The organism is Flavobacterium sp. PS2 (assembly GCF_046250155.1).
Lineage (GTDB): Bacteria > Bacteroidota > Bacteroidia > Flavobacteriales > Flavobacteriaceae > Flavobacterium.
This window is the reverse complement of sequence record NZ_CP176426.1, coordinates 1933423-1959833: the sequence shown is the minus strand read 5'-3', so window position 1 is coordinate 1959833 and position 26411 is coordinate 1933423. Positions and strand designations below refer to the sequence as shown.

22 protein-coding genes are annotated in these 26411 nt (G+C 32.1%); 8 read left to right on the top strand and 14 right to left on the bottom strand.

Annotated features, from left to right (window positions below; translation table 11 throughout):
* Positions 1-4 precede the first annotated feature (4 nt).
* Together ACJ6WR_RS08330 and ACJ6WR_RS08325 are read right to left on the bottom strand one after the other, a co-directional pair.
* Positions 5-334: a multidrug efflux SMR transporter gene (locus tag ACJ6WR_RS08330; RefSeq protein ID WP_035617362.1), complete on the bottom strand. Its 330-nt coding sequence runs from the start codon at positions 332-334 to the stop codon at positions 5-7.
* A 3-nt stretch (positions 335-337) separates the two neighbouring features.
* Positions 338-2608, bottom strand: coding sequence for a cation:proton antiporter (locus ACJ6WR_RS08325; RefSeq protein ID WP_409417558.1), 2271 nt, complete (start codon positions 2606-2608; stop codon positions 338-340).
* Between the two features lie 198 nt (positions 2609-2806).
* On the opposite strand from ACJ6WR_RS08325, the gene ACJ6WR_RS08320 reads away from it, so the two are divergent.
* Positions 2807-5173 (top strand): efflux RND transporter permease subunit, encoded by a 2367-nt coding sequence (locus ACJ6WR_RS08320; protein WP_039117890.1) that lies wholly within the window; start codon positions 2807-2809, stop codon positions 5171-5173.
* Positions 5174-5207: 34 nt separating this feature from the next.
* Here the strand turns inward: ACJ6WR_RS08320 and ACJ6WR_RS08315 are convergent, their stop codons facing one another.
* From ACJ6WR_RS08315 to ACJ6WR_RS08300, 4 genes are all read right to left on the bottom strand, one after another.
* Positions 5208-5678, bottom strand: a complete 471-nt coding sequence (locus tag ACJ6WR_RS08315; protein WP_035617352.1) for an Lrp/AsnC family transcriptional regulator — start codon at positions 5676-5678, stop codon at positions 5208-5210.
* Positions 5679-5810: 132 nt separating this feature from the next.
* The gene (locus ACJ6WR_RS08310) at positions 5811-6995 is read right to left on the bottom strand and encodes an IS4 family transposase (RefSeq protein ID WP_409415626.1); all 1185 of its coding nucleotides are present in this window, start codon (positions 6993-6995) and stop codon (positions 5811-5813) included.
* A 227-nt stretch (positions 6996-7222) separates the two neighbouring features.
* Positions 7223-7972 carry a uroporphyrinogen-III synthase gene (locus tag ACJ6WR_RS08305; RefSeq protein WP_039115878.1) on the bottom strand — a complete coding sequence of 250 codons (750 nt, stop codon included), beginning with the start codon at positions 7970-7972 and terminating at the stop codon, positions 7223-7225.
* Positions 7973-7987: 15 nt separating this feature from the next.
* Positions 7988-8656 (bottom strand): DUF4271 domain-containing protein, encoded by a 669-nt coding sequence (locus ACJ6WR_RS08300; RefSeq protein ID WP_039115880.1) that lies wholly within the window; start codon positions 8654-8656, stop codon positions 7988-7990.
* Positions 8657-8761: 105 nt separating this feature from the next.
* On the opposite strand from ACJ6WR_RS08300, the gene ACJ6WR_RS08295 reads away from it, so the two are divergent.
* From ACJ6WR_RS08295 to ACJ6WR_RS08285, 3 genes are read left to right on the top strand one after another with little or no spacing between them, the layout of a single operon-like run.
* Entirely contained in the window at positions 8762-9487 is a 726-nt protein-coding gene (locus ACJ6WR_RS08295; RefSeq protein WP_039115882.1) for a polyprenol monophosphomannose synthase, read from the top strand.
* A gap of 13 nt (positions 9488-9500) precedes the next feature.
* On the top strand, positions 9501-10841 hold the full coding sequence (locus tag ACJ6WR_RS08290) for a dihydroorotase (protein ID WP_039117888.1): 1341 nt from the start codon (positions 9501-9503) through the stop codon (positions 10839-10841).
* A gap of 3 nt (positions 10842-10844) precedes the next feature.
* Positions 10845-11321 carry a DUF4296 domain-containing protein gene (locus ACJ6WR_RS08285; protein ID WP_409417557.1) on the top strand — a complete coding sequence of 159 codons (477 nt, stop codon included), beginning with the start codon at positions 10845-10847 and terminating at the stop codon, positions 11319-11321.
* 4 nt (positions 11322-11325) lie between these two features.
* On the opposite strand, the gene ACJ6WR_RS08280 is transcribed toward ACJ6WR_RS08285, so the two are convergent.
* A complete protein-coding gene (locus ACJ6WR_RS08280) occupies positions 11326-12327 on the bottom strand; it encodes an NAD-dependent epimerase/dehydratase family protein (RefSeq protein WP_409417556.1) in 1002 nt (333 codons plus the stop codon).
* 134 nt (positions 12328-12461) lie between these two features.
* A complete protein-coding gene (locus ACJ6WR_RS08275; RefSeq protein WP_409417555.1) occupies positions 12462-13715 on the bottom strand; it encodes an outer membrane beta-barrel protein in 1254 nt (417 codons plus the stop codon).
* Positions 13716-13946: 231 nt separating this feature from the next.
* Between ACJ6WR_RS08275 and tyrS the strand changes: the two genes are divergently transcribed.
* Complete coding sequence (tyrS, locus tag ACJ6WR_RS08270; RefSeq protein WP_409417554.1) at positions 13947-15239, top strand: tyrosine--tRNA ligase; 1293 nt, start codon at positions 13947-13949, stop codon at positions 15237-15239.
* A 71-nt stretch (positions 15240-15310) separates the two neighbouring features.
* Here tyrS and ACJ6WR_RS08265 read toward each other — a convergent pair whose 3' ends face one another.
* The 4 genes from ACJ6WR_RS08265 to ACJ6WR_RS08250 form a co-directional block, all read right to left on the bottom strand.
* Positions 15311-16291 carry an acyl transferase gene (locus ACJ6WR_RS08265; RefSeq protein WP_409417553.1) on the bottom strand — a complete coding sequence of 327 codons (981 nt, stop codon included), beginning with the start codon at positions 16289-16291 and terminating at the stop codon, positions 15311-15313.
* Positions 16292-16376: 85 nt separating this feature from the next.
* Positions 16377-16715 (bottom strand): T9SS type A sorting domain-containing protein, encoded by a 339-nt coding sequence (locus tag ACJ6WR_RS08260; protein ID WP_039115888.1) that lies wholly within the window; start codon positions 16713-16715, stop codon positions 16377-16379.
* A gap of 160 nt (positions 16716-16875) precedes the next feature.
* Positions 16876-18012, bottom strand: a complete 1137-nt coding sequence (locus ACJ6WR_RS08255) for a hypothetical protein (protein ID WP_323491375.1) — start codon at positions 18010-18012, stop codon at positions 16876-16878.
* 206 nt (positions 18013-18218) lie between these two features.
* Positions 18219-20993, bottom strand: a complete 2775-nt coding sequence (locus ACJ6WR_RS08250; protein ID WP_409417552.1) for a TonB-dependent receptor domain-containing protein — start codon at positions 20991-20993, stop codon at positions 18219-18221.
* A gap of 233 nt (positions 20994-21226) precedes the next feature.
* On the opposite strand from ACJ6WR_RS08250, the gene ACJ6WR_RS08245 reads away from it, so the two are divergent.
* From ACJ6WR_RS08245 to ACJ6WR_RS08235, 3 genes are all read left to right on the top strand, one after another.
* Positions 21227-21910, top strand: coding sequence for a response regulator transcription factor (locus ACJ6WR_RS08245; RefSeq protein WP_035617332.1), 684 nt, complete (start codon positions 21227-21229; stop codon positions 21908-21910).
* A gap of 73 nt (positions 21911-21983) precedes the next feature.
* Positions 21984-23063, top strand: a complete 1080-nt coding sequence (locus ACJ6WR_RS08240; RefSeq protein WP_409417551.1) for a sensor histidine kinase — start codon at positions 21984-21986, stop codon at positions 23061-23063.
* Positions 23064-23233: 170 nt separating this feature from the next.
* Positions 23234-24550 carry a porin gene (locus ACJ6WR_RS08235; protein ID WP_039115896.1) on the top strand — a complete coding sequence of 439 codons (1317 nt, stop codon included), beginning with the start codon at positions 23234-23236 and terminating at the stop codon, positions 24548-24550.
* A gap of 29 nt (positions 24551-24579) precedes the next feature.
* On the opposite strand, the gene ACJ6WR_RS08230 is transcribed toward ACJ6WR_RS08235, so the two are convergent.
* Positions 24580-25647 carry a glycosyltransferase gene (locus tag ACJ6WR_RS08230; protein ID WP_409417550.1) on the bottom strand — a complete coding sequence of 356 codons (1068 nt, stop codon included), beginning with the start codon at positions 25645-25647 and terminating at the stop codon, positions 24580-24582.
* A gap of 164 nt (positions 25648-25811) precedes the next feature.
* Positions 25812-26393, bottom strand: a complete 582-nt coding sequence (locus ACJ6WR_RS08225) for a hypothetical protein (protein ID WP_039117880.1) — start codon at positions 26391-26393, stop codon at positions 25812-25814.
* Positions 26394-26411 lie beyond the last annotated feature (18 nt).

Here is a 26411-nt window from a genome sequence, read left to right as displayed (position 1 = left end):
GTTATTAATGGCTAGAAACAAATTTTAACCCAATAATCGAAGCTATTAATGTTGATAAGAAAAATATTCTCCAAAATGTTGCAGGCTCTTTAAATATAAAAATCCCAACCAAAACAGTTCCCACAGCTCCAATTCCTGTCCAGACAGCATAAGCCGTTCCTATAGGTAAAACCTGAGTTGCTTTAAATAATAAAACCATACTTATGGTAAGGCATACAAAAAATCCAATCATCCAGTAGGTAGATACCATTCCAGATGTTTCTTTGGCTTTGCCAAGACAAGAGGCAAAACCTACTTCGAATAGCCCAGCTATTATAAGTAAAATCCAATTCATTTTTTAGGGTTTAATAATTAATACAGAAGGCACGTTACTTAACCAAGTGCTTCTGGAGTCGACTAATGCTTTCCAGCTTTCAAGACTAATAATCATTAGATCTTGTTTGTCTAGAAATTCCTTTTTGATGATACGGTCGCTCATCATAGATATGTTCTTAGGGAATTTTTGCTCTAAGGTACTAATAGCACTCTTAATTACAAAATTAGACTCTATGTTTCCGTTTACATCCAGAATCATGATGTGTGAATTGTTATTGAAAATTAGCTTTTGAGCATAATCTATCAAGAACGTATCTTCGACACTAAAAATTGGTATAAATACTTGATTTACATTTTGTAATTCTTTGTCGATTAAGATTCCCAAAGGCATTTTAGTTTTCGAAACAATCAATCGGGTTCTTTCATCAAAAGGAGAATTCTGAAACAATCCTTCTTTCCCAATAAATTTATCTATAAGTCTATCTGGGTTAATGATTCGGGTTGTAAAACCAATTACTTTCCCTAACAATGTTCCCTCAAAAATAGATTGTCCTAAACCAACCAGTAACAAGTCATAATTACCTTGATTGGCAATGTCGGCAATGTCACTTTCAATGTCTATAGTTGCTTTAAAAATAGTGGTGATTTCCTGTTTAAGAATTTTTGATTCTTCGACAAGCGGAATAAAACTGTCTTTCTCTTTATCTTCGATATTAAAAGCATGCATCTCGTCGCTTAAAGATAAATGCATTGCCGTAACTTGAGAGTTATCTTGCTGTTTCTTGACCATACTATGTGCCAATCGCAAAAGAGATTTTCCTCTTTCGTTATTTCCAAACGAAATCAAGATTCGGTATTTATTGCTAATTGATGGCTCTTCGAGAACTGGGGTTTCTTTGGTTTTAAATACAAAATCGATTAAATCCAGTGCGGGTCCAGTCATAAAAGTAGTTACCAATGCCATGATAACCATCATTGTAAATACCTCGGGAGTTAGCACTTTGAGCTCTAATCCTATATTCAGTACAACCAATTCCATTAATCCCCTTGTATTCATTAAGGCTCCAATGGTTAAACTGTCTTTCCAGCTTTGTCCTACGAACTTGGCTGCAAGCGCGCTTCCGAAAAATTTCCCAACAACTGCAACTAATATAATCATTCCGGTTACAGTCCATAAATAAGGATCGTTTATAAGTCCGATTTCGGTTTTTAAACCAGTAAAAACGAAGAAAAGAGGTAGTAATAAAATTACAGATACATCTTCGACTTTCTCGATAAACATGGTTCGGAATTTAGGAACATCAGGCATGATTGCTCCAGTCATAAATGCACCAAAAAGTGCATGAATACCAATAACTTCGGTTGCGTATGAAGAAACAATAAGAGTAAGTACAAAAATGGCAACGACAGGTTTGTCTATATTCGATTTTGCTCCGTATAAATCACCTATTCTTTTTAAGAATGGTTTTACAATATATAACATTGCCAGAACATAAATAACAGCTAGGAAAATGATGTATATCGAGCTAACAAAACTTCCAGCTTTTACAATAGCAATTACTACAGCAAGTAAACACCAGGCAGTAATATCATCGGCAGCGGCACAAGTGATAACAATTGTACCTAATTTGGTTTTATGAATACCTCGTTCCTGAACGATTCTTGCAAGTACAGGAAAAGCTGTAATACTCATGGCTATTCCCATAAATAAACTAAAGGATAGGAATTTTACACCTTCGGGAGCAAATTGGTTGTAAACAAAATAAGCGAGCCCAATACCTAATGCAAAAGGAATTACGATACTGGCGTGACTTATTACAACGGCTTCATTTGCCTTGTTTTTTAATGCGTTTAAGTCGAGTTCCATTCCAATGACAAACATGAAAAGTATTAAACCAATCTGACTTAAAAATTTTAAGTTCCCTAAGGATTCGACAGGAAATAAGGCCATTGCAAATTCAGGAAAATACAAGCCTAATAAGGATGGTCCAAGAGCAATACCGGCAATAATTTCGCCTATTACAGATGGTTGCCCAATACGTTTGAAAATCCACCCAAAAAAACGGGCGACAAATATTATTGTTATAATTTGGGCTAATAATATGGCTAGTGGGTCTTGAAAATTAGATTGCATCGAAGAAATAAAATCTTGCCAAGAACCTTTTCCTGTACCTACAACTTCTATTGTTTTATTTGCCTCTAAGTATTTACCTTTAGTAATGATCCAGTAAATTAAAGCTGTAAAACCTCCGGTTACCCCTATATAAAACAATGCGTTTTTGTAGTTCTTCATCCTATATTTTAAATAATGTAATTATTTTCTCAAAAATAATACAAATATGAGAAAAGGTAGCTAAGAAATCGCATCAATTTCAATTAACTTATTGTAAAAAAATGACTATAATTTATAGAAATAATAGTATAAAAGTGTACTCAAATTTTATCCTTTCCTGTGTTTTTCACTACATTTGCATCCATTTTTAATACTTTTATGAAAAAGAAATCAAATGTAGGTTTCTGGGAATCTATTGCCAGAATTATACTTAAAAATAGAATCCTAATTTTAGGGATTATTGCAGCCATAACTGTTTTTCTTGGCTTGCAATGGAGAAATCTTGGAATGACTTATACGGAAGCTAATTTACTTCCTAAAAAACACATTGTAAACCAGCAATATCAAGACTTTTTAAATAAATTTGGTGAAGAAGGAAATCTTATCGTTATCGGATTTAAAGACGAAACTTTTTTTACGCCAAAAAATTATGCTGCCTGGAATGAGTTAATGACAGGATTAAAGGGTTCTAAAGCGGTAGATTTAGTTGTTTCGCTAAATGATTTAAAGAAGCTGGAAAAAGATACTGTTGCAGAAAAATTTGTACTTGTTCCTTTTATAGATCAAAATCAAGCAGTAAATCCGGAATACCTTAAAAAAATAAAATTTGACCTTTTTAATAATTTGCCTTTTTACGAAGGTTTATTGTTTAATAAGCAATCAGGAAGTATTCGTTCAGCAGTTTATCTGAATAAGAAAATAGTAAATACTGCAGCTCGAAAAACATTTATTCTGGAAGAATTGGTTCCTAGAATCGAGAAGTTTGAAAAAACTACAGGAATAGATCTTCGCGTTTCGGGAATGCCATATATCCGAACAATTAATGCGGAGAATATGAAAGGTGAAATTGGACTTTTCATTGGTGCGGCATTACTTATTACTTCATTGATTTTCTTTTTGTTTTTCCGTTCTTTCAGAGCTACGTTTATATCAATCTGTATTTTGTTAATTGGGGTAATGTGGTCGTTTGGGACATTAGGATTGTTTCATTATAAAATTACAATTTTAACTGCAGTAATTCCTCCATTGATTATCGTAATCGGAATCACAAATTGTATTTTCTTAATCAATAAATACCAGCAGGAAATAAAGATTCATAACAATCAGGCAAAAGCTTTACAACGTATTATTTCTAAAATTGGAGTTTCGACTTTAATGACGAACTTAACAACTGCTGTAGGTTTTGCAACGTTTATGATTACGGGTAACGATTTGTTGTTTGAGTTCGGATTAGTGACTTCTATCAATGTTATATCGGTTTACTTGCTTACACTTGTAATAGTGCCAATTGTGTATAGTTTTATGCCTTTGCCTAAAGAGAAACATTTGTATCACTTAAGTAAAAATTACATTTCGTCTTTACTGGATTGGGTTGAGAATGTTGTAAAAAATAAACGAAAAGTAATTTATACAATTTACGGTTTAGCACTTCTTTTTAGTGTGATAGGAGTTTCTCAAATAAAAGTTTCGGGTAGTTTAATTGGTGAAATGCCAAAAAGCGCATCGTTTTTTAAAGATATTCTTTTTTATGAAAAAGAGTTCAACGGTGTGATGCCGTTGGAGATTATGATTAACACCAAGCATAAAAAAGGTGTTATGAAATTATCGACTATGAAAAAAATGGATGAGTTGCAAGAAACAATTGCTACGATTCCAGAATTATCAAAACCAGTTTCGATAGTAAATTTAGTTAAATACTCTAAACAGGCATTTTATAATGGTAACCCAGAATATTATGAGTTGCCAACTTCGCAAGAGCAAACTTTTATTTTATCGTATGCTAAAAATGCTACGAAAAACAGTAAAGATAACTTGATGAAAAGTTATGTAGATTCGACTGGACAATACGCTCGAATCACGACTTTTATGAAAGATATTGGAACTCAGGAAATGGCTCGAGTAGAAGGGAAGCTGAAAAAGAAAATAGAAGAGATTTTTCCAAAAGATCGTTACGAGGTTACCTTAACAGGGAAAGCTTTAGTGTTCCAGAAAGGGACTTCGTATTTGGTAGATAATCTTATAGAGTCTTTAATTTTTGCGATTTTAGTAATTGCAGCACTTATGACTTATTTGTTTAGATCAGGAAAAATGGTAATGGCATCGGTAATTACTAATATTTTGCCACTTTGTATTACATCAGGATTAATGGGATATTTTGGTATTCCGCTTAAGCCATCAACAATATTGGTATTTAGTATTGCTTTTGGTATTTCGGTAGATAATGCGATACAGTTTATGGCAAAATACCGTCATGATTTATTGCAAAGTAACGGGAAGATTAAAAAATCAGTATTTAGTGCTTTAAGGGAAACAGGAATTAGTACGTTTTATACTTCGATTGTATTAATTTTCGGATTCGCGACTTTTACATTGTCTAGTTTTAGCGGAACAATTGCGTTAGGAGGATTAATATCTTGTACATTGCTATTTGCAATGTTTGCTAATTTATTAGTCTTACCAGCATTGGTCTTGACATTTGAAAAGAAGAAAGCAAAAAAAGAAGATAATATAGAAGGAGAGATTTAATCTCTCCTTTTTTATATATGATATATTCAGGTAATTATAGCTGAATTTGTCTGTCGATTTGTTGGTCTAACGAGATGAAGGTTTCTGTTCTGGATACGCCTTCAATTGCCTGAATTTTGGTGTTTAATAACTGCATTAAATGTTCGTTGTCACGACATATTATTTTAATTAATATTGACCAGTTTCCTGTTGTATAGTGGCATTCGAGAACTTCGGGTATTTTTTTTAATTCTCTCACAGCTTCTGGATTTCGCGCAGCTTTATCAAGATATACGCCTACAAACGCCATTGTATTATATCCTAGAACTTTATTGTTAACGGTGAATTTTGAACCTGATATCACTCCCGATTGCTCTAGTTTGCGTAATCGCTGGTGAATTGCTGCACCCGAAATTCCGATTTTATTAGCAATCTGTAATATTGGTTTTCGTGCATCCTCCATTAAGTGTCGTAAAATTTCTTTATCGATACCATCTATTTCTATAACGAGTGAGTTGATTTTCATGTGTTGTGATTTGAAACTAATTTTAGTATTTTGGTTTAAAATAGAAATCAAATTTAATGATAAAACTTTAATTAAGTTCTGAAATCGAAATCTTTGTCAAAGTTTTAAACCAAGGCTGTAAGGAACTTGGTTTCATGCATTAAATGTTTCTAATTTAGTAGGATCTCCACCACAATGTATTACTACTTGTTGAATAATGTCATTTTGCAATTGATTACAAAATGACATTTTGGGGATTTTATATCCTTTTAATTGATTTAGTTTTATGTAACTCAAAAGCAATATTGATGCAATTAAAATAATGTAAATCATTACTTGAATTCCATTCCACTGTCTTGAAAAATAGTGTTTAAAATTCAATTCTTGTTTTATAAATCTAAAGAAACGCTCAATATCCCAACGTCTTTTGTAAATTTCAGCTATTTGAATTGCTGTAAATTCATCTTCAGGTAAATTGCTTAAAAACAATATTTTTTCTCCATCAGATTTTAATATCCCCTCAACTAATCTAAAAACTATTTTAGTCTTCTTTTGATTAGCATAAAGGTAAACCTTGCTATGTCTTGTTAGTTTAAGGATTTCATTTTCAAAATCTAATAGAGTTACTTTACTACCTTTATCTACTTCATATTTAGATGATTTATAAATTCGGGTCACAAAATACTTATCATCATTAGAGAGTTCAACCATTGTCTTTCTATCCTTCATTCCCCTGTCAAAAACTGCAATATCTTTTTTATTGGCTATGTGTTCTTCTAGAATATTTCCCAAAGCCAAATCCTCACTAATCATTTTTTGATCTTTGTGAAACTTGACATTAAAAGGCAGCTCACTAAAGCCAATCGTGAATTTTATACTATTTTTTCCTTGTTCGCCTTTTTTGTTCTTTTGTCCATTTTGCATTCCAAAACTCAGTAAAGAAGCTGATAAACTTGTAATTGTTGAGTCATATAAACTTAATTTAGCTTTATCTTTTTCATTAAGTTTATCCTCAAAGATAGTAACAGTATGCTGATATAATTTCTCAAAATACGCAACGTTTATTTTTCCTATTCTCTCAGCAATACTACTGTGACTAACACTTTTATCTTTAGGAATTTGAGCATATTTACAAAAGAAATGATTTTCATAAAAATTCTCAAATACTCTAGAGCTAGCTCTATTTTCATTTAGAACTCCAAAAACACAAAGTTTAAATAATTCCTTACCTTTTAATTTTTTAGCATTCCAATCAACCATAGTTTCTCGAGCAAAAAAATCAAGTTGATCATCTGAGATATAACTTAATATTTCTCTCACATCTGTTCTGATTTGCATTTCATGATATGTTTAAAGATATACGAAAATAAAAATAATATTTTTTACTAAAGTTCCTTACAGCCTTGGTTTTAAACTTTGACAAAGATGAATTGGGGTGGAAGTTGAGATAAAACAAAAATTTCAAATCTATAAGTGATGTAAGGTTTTGTATTACTTGAAGTTGGGATTTGAGCATAAAAAAAAGCCGCGAAATTCGCAGCTTTTTATTTATTTAGATAAAAGGATTATTTTCCTTTATTTGCTTCAGCAATATATTTCTCTAATGCCATTGTCATTGATGGAGTTTCAGGAGTTGGAGCAAGAATATCTATTCTTAAACCATAATCTAAAGCCTCTTTTTGAGTTGTGCTTCCAAAAACAGCTATCCTAGTTTCGTTTTGTTTGAAGTCAGGAAAGTTTTTAAATAATGATTTTATTCCTGTTGGGCTGAAAAAAGCTAAAATGTCATAATAAACATCTGCTAAGTCAGATAAATCACTCATTACTGTTTTGTAAAAAATTGCTTGAGTCCAATCAACTTTTAAGTTGTTTAAAGTAATAGGAGCATCAGCATTTAATTGATCAGAAGCAGGTAGTAAGAATTTTTCGTCTTTGTACTTTTTGATTAATGGAGATAAATCTGCAAAATCTTTAGCGCCAACATAAATTTTACGTTTTCTGTACACTACGTATTTTTGTAGGTAAAAAGCAACGGCTTCCGATTGACAAAAATATTTTAATCCTTCAGGAACTTTATAACGCATTTCTTCTGCTACTCTAAAAAAATGATCAACAGCGTTTCTGCTTGTTAAAATGATTGCAGTGTAATGATTAAGATCGATTTTTTGAAGTCGAATCTCTTTAGCGTTAACTCCTTCCACGTGAATGAAAGGTCTGAAATCAATTTTTATTTTGTGTTTCTGTTGGAGCTCAAAATAAGGGGAGTTTTCCACTTTAGGTTCAGGCTGTGACACCAAAATTGTTTTCACTTTCATAAGTTGTAATATTTTCTAAGCACTCCCTTTGGTAAACCAATAATACATAAAATAATAAGGGGCTATTTCAAGAGTGCAAAGATATAAAATAAAATAAAATAACTTACTCAATATTACGTTTTGATAGTTTTTAATTGAAATAAAATAAGAGAACAGGCTAATACATAGTGAAATAGCTAGTATTGTTAGCGGTACATTTTTTGAAATATCGTCATAATAGAACAAAATTGCATTAACTGGAAGGATTAAAATACCGATATAAGCTCTATAAGTTACTTTTTGTAAGTTAAAGTGCTCGATAAATTCTTCAATATTAAAAGAAGTAGCAACAATCTTTTCGATTAAATACTTTGATAAAATAAAAAATCCCAGCAAGGTTACAATTTGGATATAAAGAGTCCAATCGGTTTTTGATGCATGTCCAAAACTACTTAAGGTAAGTTGTATAAAGAATGCAAAAGAAATAATTTGTAAAAAAAATAAGGCAATTGTAAAACCGCTTTTTATGTGGCTGCTATCTCTATATATTTTTGCATATTTATCAGAGAAAATCAATTTTGTAAAGTCTCCAAAACGGCTCTCATAGATAGACTTTGTTATAGCAATAACCGCAAAGCATAACACAAACAAAAGTGTTGCCCAGTCTTTGTTTTCAGTAATTCTTGGATGAAGTTGTTCAATCATAGCGATGCAAAATTAGTAATTTTTTATATCAATACTTTTATTATAACTTTATTATGAATGAAATGCTATAAAAAGTTTACTTTTGCGTTGAAATTACTCAGAAAAATGAATGATTGTATTGTCATAATTCCCACTTACAACGAAATTGAAAACATTGAAAGCATTATAAGAGCTGTGCTTTCTCAACATAAATCTTTTCACCTTCTTATTGTCGATGATAACTCTCCAGATCGAACTGCAGATAAAGTTGTCATGCTTCAAGAGGAGTTTGAAGGGAAATTGTTTTTAGAAAACAGAGCCAAAAAAGCAGGCTTAGGAACTGCTTATGTTCATGGTTTTAAATGGGCTCTGGATCGAAAGTATAATTATATATTCGAAATGGATGCCGATTTTTCGCATAACCCAAATGATCTCGAAAAACTTTTTGATGCTTGTCATTTTGGTGGAGCAGATCTGGCTATTGGATCTAGATATGTAACAGGGGTAAATGTTGTAAACTGGCCATTAAGCCGTGTATTGATGTCATATTTTGCATCGGTGTATGTAAAATTCATAACAGGTATGAAAATACATGATGCCACTGCAGGATTTGTATGTTATAAAAGAGAAGTCTTGGAGGCTATTAATCTTAACAGAATAAAATTTGTTGGTTATGCTTTTCAGATTGAAATGAAATATAGAACGTATTGCAAGAAATTTGAAATTACCGAGGTTCCTATTATTTTTACTGATAGAACCAAAGGAGTTTCTAAAATGAGTAATGCTATTATAAAAGAGGCAATTTTTGGAGTTATCTCACTTCGACTAAAAAAATTAGTCAATTCATTATAAACCAATATTAAGGATGAATAGGATTTTAATAAAAAATGCTAAAATTGTAAACGAAGGGTCAATTTTTGAAGGCGATTTGCTAATCGAAAATGATATAATTGTAGAGATCTCAGATAGTATAAGTCTAAAGTCTTCTAATTGTGTCGTTATTGATGCCGAAGGAAGTTACTTAATGCCGGGAGCTATAGATGATCAAGTACATTTTAGAGAGCCGGGTTTAACACATAAAGGAGATATTGAATCTGAGTCTAAAGCAGCTGTTGCCGGAGGAATTACTTCGTTTATCGAGCAGCCTAATACTGTTCCTAATGCTGTAACTCAGGAAATATTAGAAGAGAAATACCAAATAGCTTCAAAGAAATCGTATGCGAATTATTCGTTTATGATGGGAGCTACAAATGATAACTTGGAGGAGGTTTTAAAAACAAATCCAAAAAATGTAGCAGGAATTAAGATATTTCTAGGTTCTTCAACGGGAAATATGTTAGTAGATAATGAAGCTACACTCGAAAAAATATTCTCTAGTACACCAATGCTTATTGCGGTACACTGTGAGGATGAAACAACAATTCAGAATAATTTAGAAAAATATAAGGCAGAGTATGGTGAAGATGTTCCTGTGACGGTACATCATTTAATTCGTAGTGCCGAAGCGTGTTATATTTCTTCATCTAAGGCTATCGCTTTGGCGAAGAAAACAGGAGCTCGTTTGCATATTTTTCACCTTTCGACTGCTAAAGAAATGGAATTGTTTACAAACAAAATCCCTTTAGAAGAAAAGAAAATTACTGCCGAAGTTTGTGTGCATCATTTATGGTTTACAGATGAAGATTATAAAACTAAGGGTAACTTTATAAAATGGAATCCTGCTGTAAAAACTGCCGATGACCGAAAAGCTCTTTGGGAAGCATTGCTAGATGGACGAATAGATGTAATTGCTACAGATCATGCGCCACATACTAAAGAAGAAAAGAAACAATCCTATTTAAAAGCTCCTTCTGGAGGTCCTTTGGTTCAGCATGCCGTTGTAGCTATGTTTGAAGCGCATCATCAAGGAAAAATTAGCGTTGAGAAAATCATTGAAAAAATGTGTCACAATCCTGCTAAAATTTTTAAGATTGAAAAAAGAGGTTTTATTAGAGAAGGTTATTATGCCGATTTGGTAATTGTAAATCCTGGTTTACCTTGGAGTGTAAATACAGATAATATTTTGGCAAAATGTAAGTGGTCTCCATTTGAGGGATATACATTTAAATCAAGAATTACTCACACTTTTGTAAATGGACAATTGGTTTACAATGCATTTAAAGTGAAAAACGTTCACGCTGGAAAAAGATTATTATTTGATAGATAAGATATGAGAAAAATAGTCATAATTATTTCGGTATTAATGTTTGTTGTAGGATGCAAGAAAGAACTGGTTGCAAAACCAGAACGACTTGTTGAAAGAGATAAGATGATAGATATTATGTATGACTTATCATTATTAGAAGCAATAAAATACCAGAATCCAATGTCTCTTGATTCTAGCGATACTAATCCTACCAGATTTATATTAAAAAAATATAAAGTAGATAGTTTGCAATTTGTAAAGAGTAATATGTATTACGCTGCAAATTATAATGATTACAAAGACATGTTTGATGAGATTAGTGCGCGTATAGAAAAAAATAAAAAGAAGGTAGATTCTTTAATCAAAATTGAAGAGAAGAAAAAGAAGTTGCTTGAAAAAAACGGCAAAGCTGTTAAAAAAGACACTATTAAAAAACCTAAAGAAGAATTGATAAAAGTAAAGCCGGTTTCGCCTAAAATAGAGATGAAACAGAGTAATTAACTTTTTATAAAGTAGAAACCTCTTTAATATATTGATGGATATTTATGAAGTCAGTTTTTAAAGTGGTTTTTATTTTTTCATTCGAATATAAATCTTTTGTATAAGACGATTTTGCAGTCGCTTTTGTAATCTGTCTTTTCTTCAGGAAAAATGTAGATAGAAACCAATCGATTCTCCATATAATTTTCATAAGTAAAGGACTTGCATGAATTGTAGGTCTTTTTACTTTTAATGCATCAGCAATAATATTTAAAACATCTCGAAAAACGATATTATCTGCAATTAAAGTAAATCGCTCGTTTTTTATCTCGCTTTTCATTAATGTTACGGCGATTCTAACAACATCATCTACGGCAACAAATCCAGTACTTCCCAGCGTGTAGAATGAAAGCCCATTGGCTACTTTTGTATAAAGTTCTGCGCTTCCTTGTTCATCACTTTTAGATTTTGGGATAGGACCCATAATTACCCCAGGATTTATAATAACAACATCAAGGCCTTCTTGCCAACTACGCCAAACTTCCATTTCGGCGCCATATTTAGATATTGCATAATCGCTATGTGGTTTTTCAGGATTCCATTCTGTTTCTTCGGTTATGATAGTTTCATGCGCTGCAAGGTCTCCAAGAGCGGCTATTGAACTTACAAAGCATAATTTTTTTATTTGCTTTGCGATACAAAAATTTACAATGTTTGCAGTGCCTTCAATATTGGTTTTTCGTACTAAGTCTTCGTCCTTTGGGTCAAAAGAGATTAAGGCTGCACAATGATATACATACTCAATATCTGCAAAAGCAATTTCTAATGAGGGAACATCGAGGATATCAGCTTCAACCCATTGTATTGATTTGAATAAATGTGATTTTTTATATAAATCAAAAACTGATTTTGTTTTTTCTATTTTATTTGCGTTTCGGTAAATTGCCCGAACGTTGTCTCCATTTTCAATTAAATGAAGTAATAAATGTGCGCCGACTAAACCTGTTCCTCCTGTTACTAAAACCATTTTGTAAAGATAATACTTTCGATTTATCTACATACAAATTTCGTACGATTCAGGGTACAGATAATAAATAAGGCATATTAAAAAGTATCTTTTCAATATGCCTTATTTGTTTATAGGATCAAATGTTTTGTTTATTAGAAAATTGTGTATCCTAAAACAAAATCTATTGAGCTATATTTTGCAGAATAAGTTAGATAATCGCGCATTAATTCTTTTTTGGTATTTAATCTTGCTTCGAAGCTAAATTTATTTTTAAAGTTATAACCAAGGCCGAAAGCAAAATTACTTCCAGAACCACTTTCATATTCTCTTGTAGTTTTATTTGTAACATCTGTGTAAGTGATGTTTGTTTTGCTTCCTGCATCAAATGCATAAGCTACGTTTATAAAAATTTTAGAGCTTTGATTTAAAAACATATAATGTCTTATTCCGATAGGGATTTGTATAGAAGTGTATTTTACTTTTGCATTGTTAGGGGTTTCCGGGCTTATTATAAATCCACTAGGAACATTATATGTTTTATCATCTTGGTATGTTTGATAAGCAGGATTTATAAAAATACTCCATTTGTTTTTGTTGTATGGAAGGATGTACTCTGCCTCGACACCAAACTTGAAGTTAATTTTATTATCTAGTTGTACGTTATCGCGAAGAAAGTAATCATTTTCAGTAGATAATGATGCAATGCTTGCGCTAGGCGTTATTTTAACTAGAAAAATTCCTTTGTTTACTTTTCTTTCTTCTTTAGCTAAATTAGGTTTGATGTTATTGTATTTTATGAAATACTTAGTAAGATCTGATTTATTGTAATTAAGTTTTATAATTTCTTTTTCGGTTGTGTTTTCGGCCTTTACATTTTGAAACAGTTGTTGTTTATATTCATTATTTTCGGCTAGTATTGTTGGGGAGCCGTTAGAATCAATCTGATAATATTTTGTATAAACAAGTTGCTCCACAGGAATCGTTTTTGTTTCGTAAAAATATCTATTAAGGTTTTGATCGGTGTAACTATATAAAGTAGCATCGCCTTTTATAAGAATTTTTAAAAAAATTACTTCTTCTTTAAAAACAGGGTTTCTGTCAGCTAATAACTTATTTGGTTCGTCGCTTGTACGATCTATTTTAATTTTAAATTTTTTAAATGTGGTTTCATTGTCAATCCCGAACTCTTGAACGTTTGCAATGGTTTCGGTTTTAAAGTCGTTGTCACTAAGTTGTGTTTTGTATTTAAAATCTGTTGGGTTGTTTTTCCAGTCTATGTTTCTTATGAAACATTCTATGCGACTTCCATCGTTTAAAATATAATATCCTTTTTCAAAAGAGATTTGAGCGTATGAAAAGGTAAAACAGAATAAAAATAAAATAGTAATTAGTAATGGTTTTTTCATGGTAATTTGTTAGTTTTTTTGCGAATGTAGCCATTATATATTGCTTTTACTGCATATTAAAGGTTAAAGCATGAACTGTTTAGCTGGGTATAGATGAAGATAGTTTTTATAGTTTGAATTTAATGGTTAATATTTTGCAGGACAGAAATGAAAATCTTTTGTAACAGGAGTGTTTTATAGTATTTACTCCTAACAGAATTAATTATATTTGTAAAAATTATTTTAAAAGAAATGAAAAATTTTATTGAAGAAGTAACTTGGAGAGGAATGCTTCACGACGTTATGCCAGGTACTGAAGAACATTTGATGGAACAAATGAGAGTGGCATATGTGGGAATTGATCCAACTGCGGATTCATTGCATATAGGGCACTTGGTTGGAGTGATGTTATTGAAGCATTTTCAGTTATCAGGACACAAACCATTGGCGTTAGTTGGTGGGGCAACAGGTATGATTGGTGATCCATCGGGAAAATCGAATGAAAGAAATTTACTTGACGAAACAACGTTACGTCATAATCAGGAAGCTATAAAAGGGCAATTGTCTCGATTTTTAGACTTTACTTCAGATGCGGCTAATGCTGCCGAATTGGTGAACAACTACGATTGGATGAAAGAATTCTCATTCCTAGATTTTATTCGTGATGTGGGTAAACATATTACGGTAAATTATATGATGGCAAAAGATTCTGTAAAGAAAAGATTGTCTTCAGAAGCTGCCGAAGGAATGTCGTTTACAGAGTTTACTTATCAGTTAGTTCAAGGATATGACTTTTTGCATTTGTATAAAAACAAACAATGTACCCTGCAAATGGGTGGAAGTGACCAATGGGGTAATATCACCACAGGAACGGAATTGGTAAGAAGAATGGAAAGCGGAAAAGCTTATGCTTTAACTTGTCCATTAATTACAAAAGCTGACGGAACAAAATTCGGAAAATCAGAAGGTGGAAATATTTGGCTGGATGCAGCAAGAACATCTCCGTACAAGTTTTACCAATATTGGTTAAATACTTCGGATGTTGATGCTGAAAAATATATTAAGATTTTTACTTTCTTATCAAAAGAAGAAATTGAATCTTTGACAATAGAACATAGAGAGACACCACATTTGCGTATTTTGCAAAAAAGATTGGCTGAAGAAATTACTGTAATGGTACATTCTACTGCAGATTTAGAAAATGCAATTAAAGCTTCGGGTATCTTATTCGGAAATTCTACTTCAGATGATTTAAAACAATTAGATGAAGCGACTTTCTTAGATGTTTTTGACGGTGTGCCTCAAGCAGAAATTGCTAAAGCCGACCTTGAAAACGGATTGGAGATTATAAATGTTCTCAATGAGAAAACAGGATTCTTTAAGTCGAATGGTGAAGCTAGACGTGCTCTTACAGCTAATTCTATTTCGGTTAACAGAGAAAAAATAACAGAGGAATTTGTTCTTTCTAATAAAGATTTAATAAACAATCAGTTTGTTTTATTACAAAGCGGAAAGAAAAATTATTTTGTGATAAGAGTGGTTTAATTGTTTAGCAGGTAATTTGTTTAATCGTAAGTTTCGGTTAACCGATTTAACAAATAAACAAATCAACTTTTTTACAAAACCATCAAATTACAACCTCGAATATCAGAGTTATCAAAACGTCCCAATACCTCGAAAGAGTTGTTGGGATATTTTTTGCCTAAATCTTGCGTAGCGATAAAGGAGCAGGAATTAATATTGGCTAAGTCGATTACGTTTATACCACCAGTTTTTCCTTCTTTTACGTAAGTTAAAGCATCTTCGGTATCACGAATAAGCACTTGAATCCACGATGGACATTCAAAAATTCCTTCACCCAAAGAATAAGCTTGCGATAATAATTCGGTCATACCATACTCAGAGTGTATTGCCGATACTCCAAAGCCTTCACATAATTCTTTGTGTAATTCTTCGCGAATCATTTCTTTGCGTTTGCCTTTCATTCCACCAGTTTCCATGATGATGGTATTTTGTAGTTTAAACGAGTTTTTTTCGATTAAATCTAATAAAGCATATGTTACACCAATTAAGATAGTATTTTGTCCTGACTGGTCTAATTCGATTAGTTTTTGGGTAAGTTCTTCATGGTTGTGTAAATAAAACCCACTTTCTGGATGGTTTGATAATTTAATTAAATCTTCGACCATGTATATTAAAGAAGATCCGTTGCGTTCTAGATAAGAAGGCAAAAGTGCTAGTACAGCATAATCTTCGATGTTACCATAAAATTCTGAAAATCCTTTGCGATAACTTTCTTCATACAAAGAAACATCGGTTACAATATGCTTGCTGGTAATCATTCCTGTTGTACCGCTACTGGTAAAAGTAACCTGTGCAGGATTAGAATTTGAGACTACATTATGGCTCTTAAAAAACTGAATTGGCAAGAAAGGAATTTGGTTAAGAGACTTTACTTTTTGAGGATCTGTTTTAAGATAATCACAGAATGTTCGATATACTACGTTGTTTTCGTATTGAAAGCGAAATACTTTCAACGCTATTTTTTCAAATTGCTTTTGATTGGAAATCGTAAATATATCGGTTGTTGTAATCAAGATCTTTTTTTTGCAAAGGTAATTTATTTAAAAGAAAAAGCTCCAAAATTACTTTGGAGCTTTTTTATGTTTTTATTTTTAAAAATTACCTGACAATTAGCTTTCTAGTTGCAGTTGCGTTCTCTTCGTTTATTTTTATGATATAAACACCTGGCGAAAGATTAGAAACATTAAGCTCTTTAGAACTTATTTGTGTCTGTAGGACTTTTTTCCCCAGTACGTCAAAAATGGTTATCTCTTTTTCTAAATCATTTTTAGACGAAATGTATACTTTACCGTTGCTCACAGGGTTTGGGTACAAACTTAAGCCCTCTATAACAGTGCCGTCTTGCGGTTTTGGCAGTTGTTTACTGTCTTGTGCCGAGACACTTACAGTAAAGAAAAAAGCCAATAAGAATGTAATATAAAAGTAGTTTTTTGCCATCACTTAAATTTAGTATTAGTAAATATACAAAAAAGTTTTCAAAAACTACGCCAAAAAAAAACATCCTATAAATTTAGGATGTTTTTAACATTTTATTTCGAAGTTATTAGAAATCAACTAATCAATAAAGAATTGTGTGTTTTTCTAAAACTTTATTTAATTACTTAGTCCAGTTACCCCAAGTAGGTAATTCAGCACCAGCACCAGCACCAGTTGCACCAGTAGTTGTTCCTGATAATTTAGCACCATCAAAAACAGTTACAGAAGCTCCAAAAGTATAGTTTGTGATAGTAAAGTTACCAGCAGCGATATTTGCAGTTGCACCAGCATCAGTTGATAATTTAGTAAGGTCTTTAGGCATTCCATCAGCAACATATAAGTTTGTGTAAGCTTGTTTTCCACCACCTTCTTTATAGTTGATTGATTTTTCGTCAGCTGGGAAAGCAGCATCACCTTTAATGATAGAGATATTAATGATTTTAGCATCAGTCATTGGAACAGCTGTACTTGGATTTTTTTGATTGGTAGATCCTTCAACACCTGCTTTAGTAACACCTTTGATGTAAACGTTTGTAGCAGTACCTTGCCATCCGTCAGCAAAATCTAATGAATCATCATAAGAATTGATAATTACTAAGTTAGAAGCGTTTACTGCTCCTCCGAAGAATTCAATTCCGTCATCACCACTTTCAAAAGTGTAGATATCAGATACTATTGTTCCTGAACCTACCCCGAAGAAAGAAACTCCATTGTATTCTTTTTCAGCAGTGTATTTAGAACCTGTGTAAGAAATTTTTAAGAAGTTGATATTTCCAGAAGAATCTGCATTGTTATTACCTCCATAGCTTAAAGCACCTACTTCAGAAGTACCATTGTCTCCAGTGTTCACTTTTGCATTACCAGCGATAATTAATCCACCCCAGTCACTTTGAGCAGGAGTAGCTTTTCCAGATGTCATAATAACTGGTTTAGCAGCAGTACCATTGATGTTGATTTTAGCATTTCTCTCTACAGCAATGAATAAAGAAGTAGCTTCTGCAGTAGCAGAACTTTTAATTACCGTTCCGGCAGGAATTACTAAAGTAGCTCCACCTTTAACAACTAAACCTCCAGTTAAAGTGTAAGTTTTAGTAGGGTCTAAAGTTACAACACCTTCATTGATGTCTCCTTTTAAATCGTCAACCTTTAATACGAAATTACTTTTGTTTTCGTCCTTTTTGTTGTTGTTATCATCAGAACTACAGCTTGTTAAAGCAAGTCCTAATATTGCAGTCATCGCAAATAATGATTTTTTCATTTTGTTGTGTTTTATTGTTTTGATTTATTTAAGGCAAAGTAAACGAACATATGTTTTTGCTGAGTTAAGACCATATTAACAATATATTAAGTATATTGAGTAAAAAATAAACCCGCTTAATGTAAAATTTACATTGAATTTTGATAAATAAAAAAAAGGTGATTAGATAATACTAATCACCTTTTGAAATTTTTATGGTTTTACTTTTAGAATGTATAGCTTAAAGTAAGTCTAAAATCTGAACCTGCTTTATATGAAATTGCAGTAATATCACCAACAGATTCTTTTCCTGGTACTTTTCCTTGTTCTTGTACACGATTGAAAGCTGGGTTTAAAATATTATTGTAAATAAAGCCTAATTTTAAGTTTTTAGTCAAACTTGCATTAGCGATAAAGTCTAGTTTATTTACAGCTTTATCAACTAAGTTTCCTACTTGTCCGGTTCCAATAACAGCTAATTTATCTGAAAAATAAGAGTATGATATTGTTGTAGTTATATCCTGACCTTCTCTGAATTCATTTAAAAATGATAAGTTAGCATTGGCAAGGAAATTAGAAGCCCCTGTTAATTTACTCTCTGTAAAAGTAAAGTTTGCCCCAAAATCATTTTCGTTATTTACTTTCTCATTACTTAAATCCTGATTTGTATAAAGGTAAGATCCATTGGCATCAAACGAAAGTTTTGTCTTTAGGTTGTTACTGTTTTCAATTTCAAAAATGTCTTTTCTAAATTCTAATTCAACCCCTGCTACAGTTGCTTTGTCTCCTGTATTAGCATAAGTAATATCATTTGAAGATGAATTAAGGAACATTTCGTTGATTGGATTTTGAATGATTTTTCCAAATGCAGTAACAGAAATTAATTCGCCTGCCTTAGGAAAAAATTCCCATCCTAAATCAAAGTTATAATTTGTTGAAGCATACAAATTAGGGTTTCCTTCGTATGCTTGTGCGACATCTTCGTAAATAATAGGCACTTTTTCTTTAAACTGAGGTAACGTATATGTTTTACTTGCAGAGAATTTTAAATTCTGCTTTTCATTCAAGGTATACTTTGAAATTAAACTTGGTAATATGTTAAACTTTGACTCATCTGAACTATCCCCATCAGGAACTGTGGTTGTGATATAGGAAACATTCTGAGTCAATTGTTCCAGTCTCGCACCTAATATCACACTCAATCTATCAGTTAAAGAGTATTGAACATTAGCGAACGCAGCATTGATATATAAATTTCCATTATACAATTGGCTAATTCTGTTTGAGTAAGATGAACCCCAATGTGCAGGGTCTAAATAGTTGTCTACGTGATGTATGTCTTCTTTAGGGAAAGAAATTGTAGTTCTGTTTGGGAAGAATGAATATTGCTCCATTTTGTAATCTACATCCTTGAACTTTCCTGAATAACCAACAGTTACTTTTCCTTTGTATGTGTCATCGCTTTTTTTGCTGAAATTATATGATAATGCAATATTAGCAGCGATTTCATTCTCTTTTAAGTCCTGAAAAAATCGGTGATTATTGATGTTTGAATTGGTGAAAAATGTATAGTCAATGCCATTAGGTGCATGTACAAAAGAGTTTTGCATACGATCTGGTATTGCGCTGTCAGACATGCTGTATCCTACTCCCCAATTTAAATTCCACTGATCGTTGAATTTGTTTTTCCCTGTTAATTGGTTTACAATTAATTGAGTTCTTTCAAATGTTCCACGTTTGATAAAACCTGAAATTTGTTGATGAGCGTCTCCACCACCGTCAAAATTCTGGTTAGTTCCTTCATACTCACTGTAATCCTGATCACTTGAATTTAAGAATAAAGAAGTAAAGAAGATTGAGTTTTTATTATTGATTTTATAATCAGCCGTAGCCATAACAGTTGTTGTAGTGTTATGTTTGTATGCTGTTCTGTAAAAATCTGAAAAGATATCTCCGTCAGCACTAATCCCGCCTCTGCTATATCCTTCTGTAAATTTATTTCTTGCACTAAAAGAACCTGTAACAAAAGTTGCTATTGAGCTTTCGTCATTTATATTAAACTTCTTTCCTGCAGATAGTGTGTAGAATGCATTCAATACATTTTTGTTTTCTTGTCTGTCCCAGCTCGTTGAATAATTATATGGTTGAAGCGGAGAATTAGGAACGCCTACTTTTTTGAATCCAGTGTAAGAAGGTCCGTCTTGTAAATAGAAATGATCTTGCCCCAAGACGTTTGTATTGGCACCTGTTCCTATTGAAAAGCTGATAAAAGGTTTTCCGCTGAATTTTTTTGAACTGATGTCAATATTTGCTCCACCAAAATCCGCATAATTTTGAGCCTCAAATGTTTTACTTACTCCGATATTATCTACAATGTTAGTAGTAAAAATATCTAAAAGGATATTTTTATTCGCAGGATTGTTTGATGGTAATGGAAGTCCGTTTAAAGTAGTAACATTATAACGGTCACCCAATCCTCTTACGAAAACATTTCCTGAGTCGTCATTTTTAGAAACACCACTTACTTTAGATACTGCATTTGCAACATCGTTAATTCCTTTTCTTGAAATTTCTTCTGCACCAATAGCAGATTTAAAGGCAACTGCATTTTTTTGTTCTAAAAGTAAAGCAGATTCTTTTTGTTTACTTACAGGCGAAGCTTTTATTACAACATCTTTTAGCGTATAACTCCCCGAAGATAACGCTTGATTAACAGTTGTAGTTTCATTCGATTTAACAATTACTGGAACTTCTACAGTTTCATACCCCAAGAAACTATAAATTACAGTATAGCTACCAGGAGCTATGTTTATCGAATATTTACCATCGATGTCGGTATTTGCACTGTTGTTTGTTCCTTTAATAAGGACATTTGCAAATGGTAGTGCTTCATTATTAGTTTGTTTGTCTGTTAAAACCCCAGAAATTGTACCTTTGGTCTGAGCCATAGAAACAGCACAAATAAATAATGTAATAAATAGAAATTTTAAGTTGAATTTCATTTTCGTTTGTTGTTTGTTTATTTTTTTGCAAATAAAAGACGGCTTTGTAAAGTTCGTGTTAGCTGCTTGTTATTGTTTTGTCTCTAATATATTATGAAATTGTTATGAGATTAAATTACGGTTAACACTACTTTTTAACAGTTGATTTATTATTACCTTTACACTCGCAACTACAATCATTGAATATTATATCGTATAAGTATCAATGAGATAACCCAATTTTTTGCTATTTTATGAAAAAAACACAAACTAAGATTTTACTAGTAGATGATGAACCGGATATTTTAGAAATTGTTGGATATAACCTATCTCAAGAAGGGTATCAAATAATTACAGCCTCAAACGGAAAAGATGCAATTGCAAAAGCACAAAAGGAATTGCCAGATCTTATAATAATGGATGTTATGATGGCTGAAATGGATGGTATGGAAGCTTGTGAACACATCCGAAAAATACCTGAACTAAATAACGTTATCATTACATTCCTAACTGCAAGAAGTGAAGATTATTCACAAGTAGCTGGTTTTGATGCTGGAGCGGATGATTATATCACTAAGCCTATTAAACCAAAATTACTAGTAAGTAAGGTAAAAGCATTATTGAGACGTTTAAAAGAACAAGAAGTTAGTAGTGATACATTAAACGTAGGTGGAATCGAAATTAATCGTGAAGAATATAAAATCGTAAAAGATAATATAGAAATCGCTTTGCCTAGAAAAGAATTTGAATTATTCTATTTATTGGCTTCAAAACCAGGAAAAGTATTCAAGCGTGATGAAATACTTGATAAAGTTTGGGGTAATGAAGTAGTTGTAGGCGGAAGAACGATTGATGTACACATTCGAAAATTAAGAGAAAAAATTGGAGAAGATTTATTTAAAACCATCAAAGGAGTAGGTTACAAATTCGAGGTTTAAAATAAAGATTACCAACCAAAAGCATAATGCAAAGAAATCAGAATTATCTTTGTAGAAGCTATCCATGAACTAAATGAAAATAAGTTTTAAAAAAACCTATAAGTTTGCTGTAAAGTCAGCACTATATATAAGTCTCTTTGCTACAGGATTTGTAGTAATTCTAGTTTTATTATTCTTCAAAAATAGAACAGAACATTTATTACCATTCAGTCTTGTCTTTCTTGTGTCGGTATATGCGTTCTCGTTTATGGTTTTACAATACCGAGTAGAACGTTTTATTTATCGCAGAGTAAAGAAAATCTACGATGAGGTTTCGTTATTGGAATCCAGTACACTTATCAACCAGCCGATCACTACGGATATGGAAACGCTTTCGCGTGAAGTCAAAAAATTTGCAACCGATAAAAAGTTAGAAATCGAAATGCTCGAGATTCGTGAAGAATACCGTCGAGAATTTCTAGGTAATGTTTCGCATGAACTTAAAACGCCATTGTTTACAGTTCAGGGATATATTTCGACTTTATTAGATGGAGCAATGGAAGACAAAACCATTCGAAAAAAATATCTTAAACGTGCCGAAAAAGGAGTAGAACGATTAATTTATATTGTCGAAGATTTAGACATGATCACTAAATTAGAAACAGGCGATTTAAACTTGATAATCACCGATTTTGATATTGTCGAACTTATTCAGAATGTTTTTGATTTATTAGAAATGAAAGCTGATAAAAAGAAGATTAAGTTAACTTATGAAAAGAAAATTCTTCAGCCGATTTTGGTGAAAGGAGATAAAGACAGAATTCAACAGATACTAGAAAATTTGATTGTGAATTCAATTAAATATGGTAAGCAAGGCGGAACTACAGAGGTAGGGGTTGTGAATCTTACAAAGAAAAAAGTACTTATTCGTATTAGTGATAATGGAGAAGGAGTAGAGAAACAAAATATACCAAGACTTTTTGAACGTTTTTATAGAGTAGATAAAAGTGGAGCCAGGTCAGAAGGTGGTTCTGGTTTAGGACTTGCTATTGTAAAGCATATTATTGAAGCCCATAAAGAAAAAGTGTATGTTGAGAGTGAGTTTGGGATAGGTTCTGAGTTTTCATTTACTCTCGAAAAAGCCCACAAAAGCGCTAATCTTGAAGTTAAGTAATTGTAATTAGATCATCTCAGATCAGCATAAAATTCTCATGATTTAACCTCGATTTAAAGTTGCCGATTCTCTCTTAATATTAAATTTTCATAATAATAACATCTTGGTAACGTTATGTTAACTTTGATGGGTGATTTTTGCACTCTGAACGAGGAGTTTAAAAAAATAAGATGAGAAAATTTTTAGTGGTAGCTTTATCTTTAGCGGCGGGCTTAACGCATGCACAAGAGGTAAACAAAGATGAGATAAAGAAAGAGGTAGTTCGTATTTTAGACTCTATTAATAAGGCAAAAGAAACTGCAATAATAACAGCACCAAAGATTGAACCTATTCTTCAAAAAGAAGAAAAAGATCATTGGTATGATAAAATCTCATTACGAGGTTATGTTCAGATAAGATATAATGGTTTGTTTTCTACCAATGATAAAGTTTCATGCGAACAGTGTGATAGATCTTGGGGAACAACATCTACAGAACCAGATGCAAAATCTAATAATGGGTTTTTTATAAGACGTGCACGATTAGTATTTTCTGGTCAAATACACCCAAATATATATTTTTATTTCCAACCCGATTTTGCAAGTTCACCAAGCACTGGAATCAATAATTTTGTTCAAATTAGAGACATATTTTTTGATTTCTCATTTGATCCAAAAAGAGAATACCGTGTTCGTGTAGGACAAAGTAAAATTCCTTATGGTTTTGAGAATATGCAATCTAGTTCTGTTCGACTTGCTTTGGATAGAAATGATGCTATGAATAGTGCTATATTAAATGAACGTGACTTAGGAGTGTTTTTTTATTGGGCACCTAGCAAAATAAGAGAACGTTTCGAAATGTTAGTTAAAGATGGTTACAAAGGTTCTGGCGATTATGGTGTTTTTGCTTTTGGAGTTTACAACGGGCAAATCGCAAATAAGTTAGATAGCAACAGAGACTTAAATGTTGTAGCAAGAGTAACTTATCCTTTCGTAATAGGAAGCCAGATTATTGAACCAGGAATCCAGGCTTATTCAGGGAAATGGGCATTTACCAACGAAATTTCAACTGGAGTTGCAATAGATAACAAACAATATGTAAAAGATCAGCGAGTAGGAGCAACTTTTGTATTATACCCTAGACCTTTTGGAATCCAAACGGAGTATAACATAGGTAAAGGACCACGTTATGACAAGACTACTAATAGTGTCGATGTTACAAATATAAATGGAGGTTATGTTTTATTAAATTATAAATTAGATTTAGGAAAACAACTATTATATCCTTTTGCAAAATTTCAATATTATGACGGAGGAAAAAAATATGAAAAAGATGCCAGAAGTTATGTAGTTAGAGATTATGAAATTGGAATAGAATGGCAGCCTCTAAAAGCATTAGAGTTTACAGCAGAATATGTTATTGCTGATAGAACTTTTGAAGATAGCGCATTACCAATTAATCGCCAACAAGGAAATTTACTGAGATTACAAGCTCAATTTAATTTCTAAAATATAAAAAACATATAGGATGGAGTTTATTATTTTTCGAAAACAGAAAATAATGAACTCCATTTTGCTTTCTTCTTATATTGAGGTAATCCTTTGTATTCTTTAATTTTCGCAATATCCTCAATCTTAAAATCATCTTGTAATGCGTAAGGAACAAGGCCTTCTTCCTGTAGTTTCTCAGCAAGATATAATTGCTCATATTGACCAGGAGTTGGTATAAAAAAAGCTTTCTTTTCTAGTTTTACCAAATCCATTACGGTTGTATAGCCTGAGCGACATAAGATTTGCTCACTTTCGTTAAAAGTTTGTTCTAGCTGGCGTGTATTCATGAAATTGTAATACGTAACATTATCGATGATTTCCTTTTTTTGGTCTTTTTCGACAATGCCTTTCACAAAAACTACTTTTCCGTCGTAGCGAATAACTTCTTGTTTTAATTTCTCTTCGAGGTAACCACGTTGAGGTTCTGGTCCAGATAAGATAACCATTAAATCATATACTTTAGGCGTTTCCTTCTTGCGCATTCGGCTCATAGGACCTATGTATCTTAACTTGATTTTTTTTGATTTTAAATGGCCTAATTTTCCAGTTAAATTAGGATTCTTTTTTATGTCGGGAACCCAACATTCAGTATACTTCTTTATAAAATATTGATGACATTTACTGGTAAACCAAGTCGTGTTTCCAGTCATTACATTTAATTGATGCGTAATAAAAACCGATGGTATCTTATCACTGTAAACACCCAAACGATTATCAGAAATAATACCGTCGATACCATATTTTTTAATCCACGATTTTACCATTTTTTTTTCGTCCAAAATGGCTTCAATCATTTTAGGACAATTTTTGATTAATTTCCACTTAAAATTTTTGCCATTCTTGGCATATTCTATTTGGTAAGAAGGTAATTCGAGTGTTTGGATATATGGGAATTCTTTTCGTAATAGCTCTAAAGCAATACCATCAGAGGCAATTATTGGAATGTAATTGTTTTCTTGCAATGCTTTAATTATCGGGATACATCTTGTGGCGTGACCTAAGCCCCAATTTAATGGAGCAATTAAAATAGTTTTATTAGTTGAATCTAAATTCATATAGAATTGGGTTATGTTAAGTTAACCCTGCGAAAGTTACAAACAGTAAGTCTTTTCCTTATTTATAAATGATTACTAAAATATTAAGTTATTATTTTAGTAAAAGCAAAAAGGCTAGACGCTATAAGAAGTCTAGCCTTTTTAATTGTATCAGGAAAAATTGATTAGTCTTGAATATAAGTTTTGTTTCCGTTAGAATTAATGTAGTATTTACCACCTCTTGGTCCCGTATATACTTTTTTGCCATTATATTCTCCAGTAACTTTATCTGCTACTTTAGGTGCTTTTTCATTAGTTTCTTTAACTGTTTTTGTCGCAGTCTTAGCAGTAGATTTTGTTGTTGCTTTAGTATCAGCTTTTGCTTTATCTACTTTTTCAGTAGCAGTTTTTGTGTCAGCTTTAGCTTTAGTTACTTTTTTAGTAGCATCATCAGTTGCAGTCTTAGCATCAGTTTTTGCTTTGGCAGCTTTTTTTGTAGTTGACTCTTCTGCTTTAGTGGTTTTTGCCTTAGCATCGCTTTTAGTTTTTGTAGCTTTATCTTCTACACTTTTAGTTGCTGATGCTTTTTCTTTAGTTGCTTTTTTCTCTGTAGCAGTTTTTGTGTCGGTAGCCTTTTTAGTAGCAGTCTTTTTTTCTTTAGTTGCTTCTGATTTAGCTTTGGTTTTAGTCGTCTTTACAGCAGTTTCTTGTGCGTAAAAATTACTTGAGAAAACTAACATAAAACAAAGTAATAATAATTTTTTCATGTTTTTTAAGTGTTAAAG

Bases quoted from the DNA above. Each gene is read 5' to 3' on its own strand.
- ACJ6WR_RS08330 (WP_035617362.1), bottom strand. From the start codon at position 334: ATGAATTGGATTTTACTTATAATAGCTGGGCTATTCGAAGTAGGTTTT.
- ACJ6WR_RS08325 (WP_409417558.1), bottom strand. From the start codon at position 2,608: ATGAAGAACTACAAAAACGCATTGTTTTATATAGGGGTAACCGGAGGT.
- ACJ6WR_RS08320 (WP_039117890.1), top strand. From the start codon at position 2,807: ATGAAAAAGAAATCAAATGTAGGTTTCTGGGAATCTATTGCCAGAATT.
- ACJ6WR_RS08315 (WP_035617352.1), bottom strand. From the start codon at position 5,678: ATGAAAATCAACTCACTCGTTATAGAAATAGATGGTATCGATAAAGAA.
- ACJ6WR_RS08310 (WP_409415626.1), bottom strand. From the start codon at position 6,995: ATGCAAATCAGAACAGATGTGAGAGAAATATTAAGTTATATCTCAGAT.
- ACJ6WR_RS08305 (WP_039115878.1), bottom strand. From the start codon at position 7,972: ATGAAAGTGAAAACAATTTTGGTGTCACAGCCTGAACCTAAAGTGGAA.
- ACJ6WR_RS08300 (WP_039115880.1), bottom strand. From the start codon at position 8,656: ATGATTGAACAACTTCATCCAAGAATTACTGAAAACAAAGACTGGGCA.
- ACJ6WR_RS08295 (WP_039115882.1), top strand. From the start codon at position 8,762: ATGAATGATTGTATTGTCATAATTCCCACTTACAACGAAATTGAAAAC.
- ACJ6WR_RS08290 (WP_039117888.1), top strand. From the start codon at position 9,501: ATGAATAGGATTTTAATAAAAAATGCTAAAATTGTAAACGAAGGGTCA.
- ACJ6WR_RS08285 (WP_409417557.1), top strand. From the start codon at position 10,845: ATGAGAAAAATAGTCATAATTATTTCGGTATTAATGTTTGTTGTAGGA.
- ACJ6WR_RS08280 (WP_409417556.1), bottom strand. From the start codon at position 12,327: ATGGTTTTAGTAACAGGAGGAACAGGTTTAGTCGGCGCACATTTATTA.
- ACJ6WR_RS08275 (WP_409417555.1), bottom strand. From the start codon at position 13,715: ATGAAAAAACCATTACTAATTACTATTTTATTTTTATTCTGTTTTACC.
- tyrS (WP_409417554.1), top strand. From the start codon at position 13,947: ATGAAAAATTTTATTGAAGAAGTAACTTGGAGAGGAATGCTTCACGAC.
- ACJ6WR_RS08260 (WP_039115888.1), bottom strand. From the start codon at position 16,715: ATGGCAAAAAACTACTTTTATATTACATTCTTATTGGCTTTTTTCTTT.
- ACJ6WR_RS08255 (WP_323491375.1), bottom strand. From the start codon at position 18,012: ATGAAAAAATCATTATTTGCGATGACTGCAATATTAGGACTTGCTTTA.
- ACJ6WR_RS08250 (WP_409417552.1), bottom strand. From the start codon at position 20,993: ATGAAATTCAACTTAAAATTTCTATTTATTACATTATTTATTTGTGCT.
- ACJ6WR_RS08245 (WP_035617332.1), top strand. From the start codon at position 21,227: ATGAAAAAAACACAAACTAAGATTTTACTAGTAGATGATGAACCGGAT.
- ACJ6WR_RS08240 (WP_409417551.1), top strand. From the start codon at position 21,984: ATGAAAATAAGTTTTAAAAAAACCTATAAGTTTGCTGTAAAGTCAGCA.
- ACJ6WR_RS08235 (WP_039115896.1), top strand. From the start codon at position 23,234: ATGAGAAAATTTTTAGTGGTAGCTTTATCTTTAGCGGCGGGCTTAACG.
- ACJ6WR_RS08230 (WP_409417550.1), bottom strand. From the start codon at position 25,647: ATGAATTTAGATTCAACTAATAAAACTATTTTAATTGCTCCATTAAAT.
- ACJ6WR_RS08225 (WP_039117880.1), bottom strand. From the start codon at position 26,393: ATGAAAAAATTATTATTACTTTGTTTTATGTTAGTTTTCTCAAGTAAT.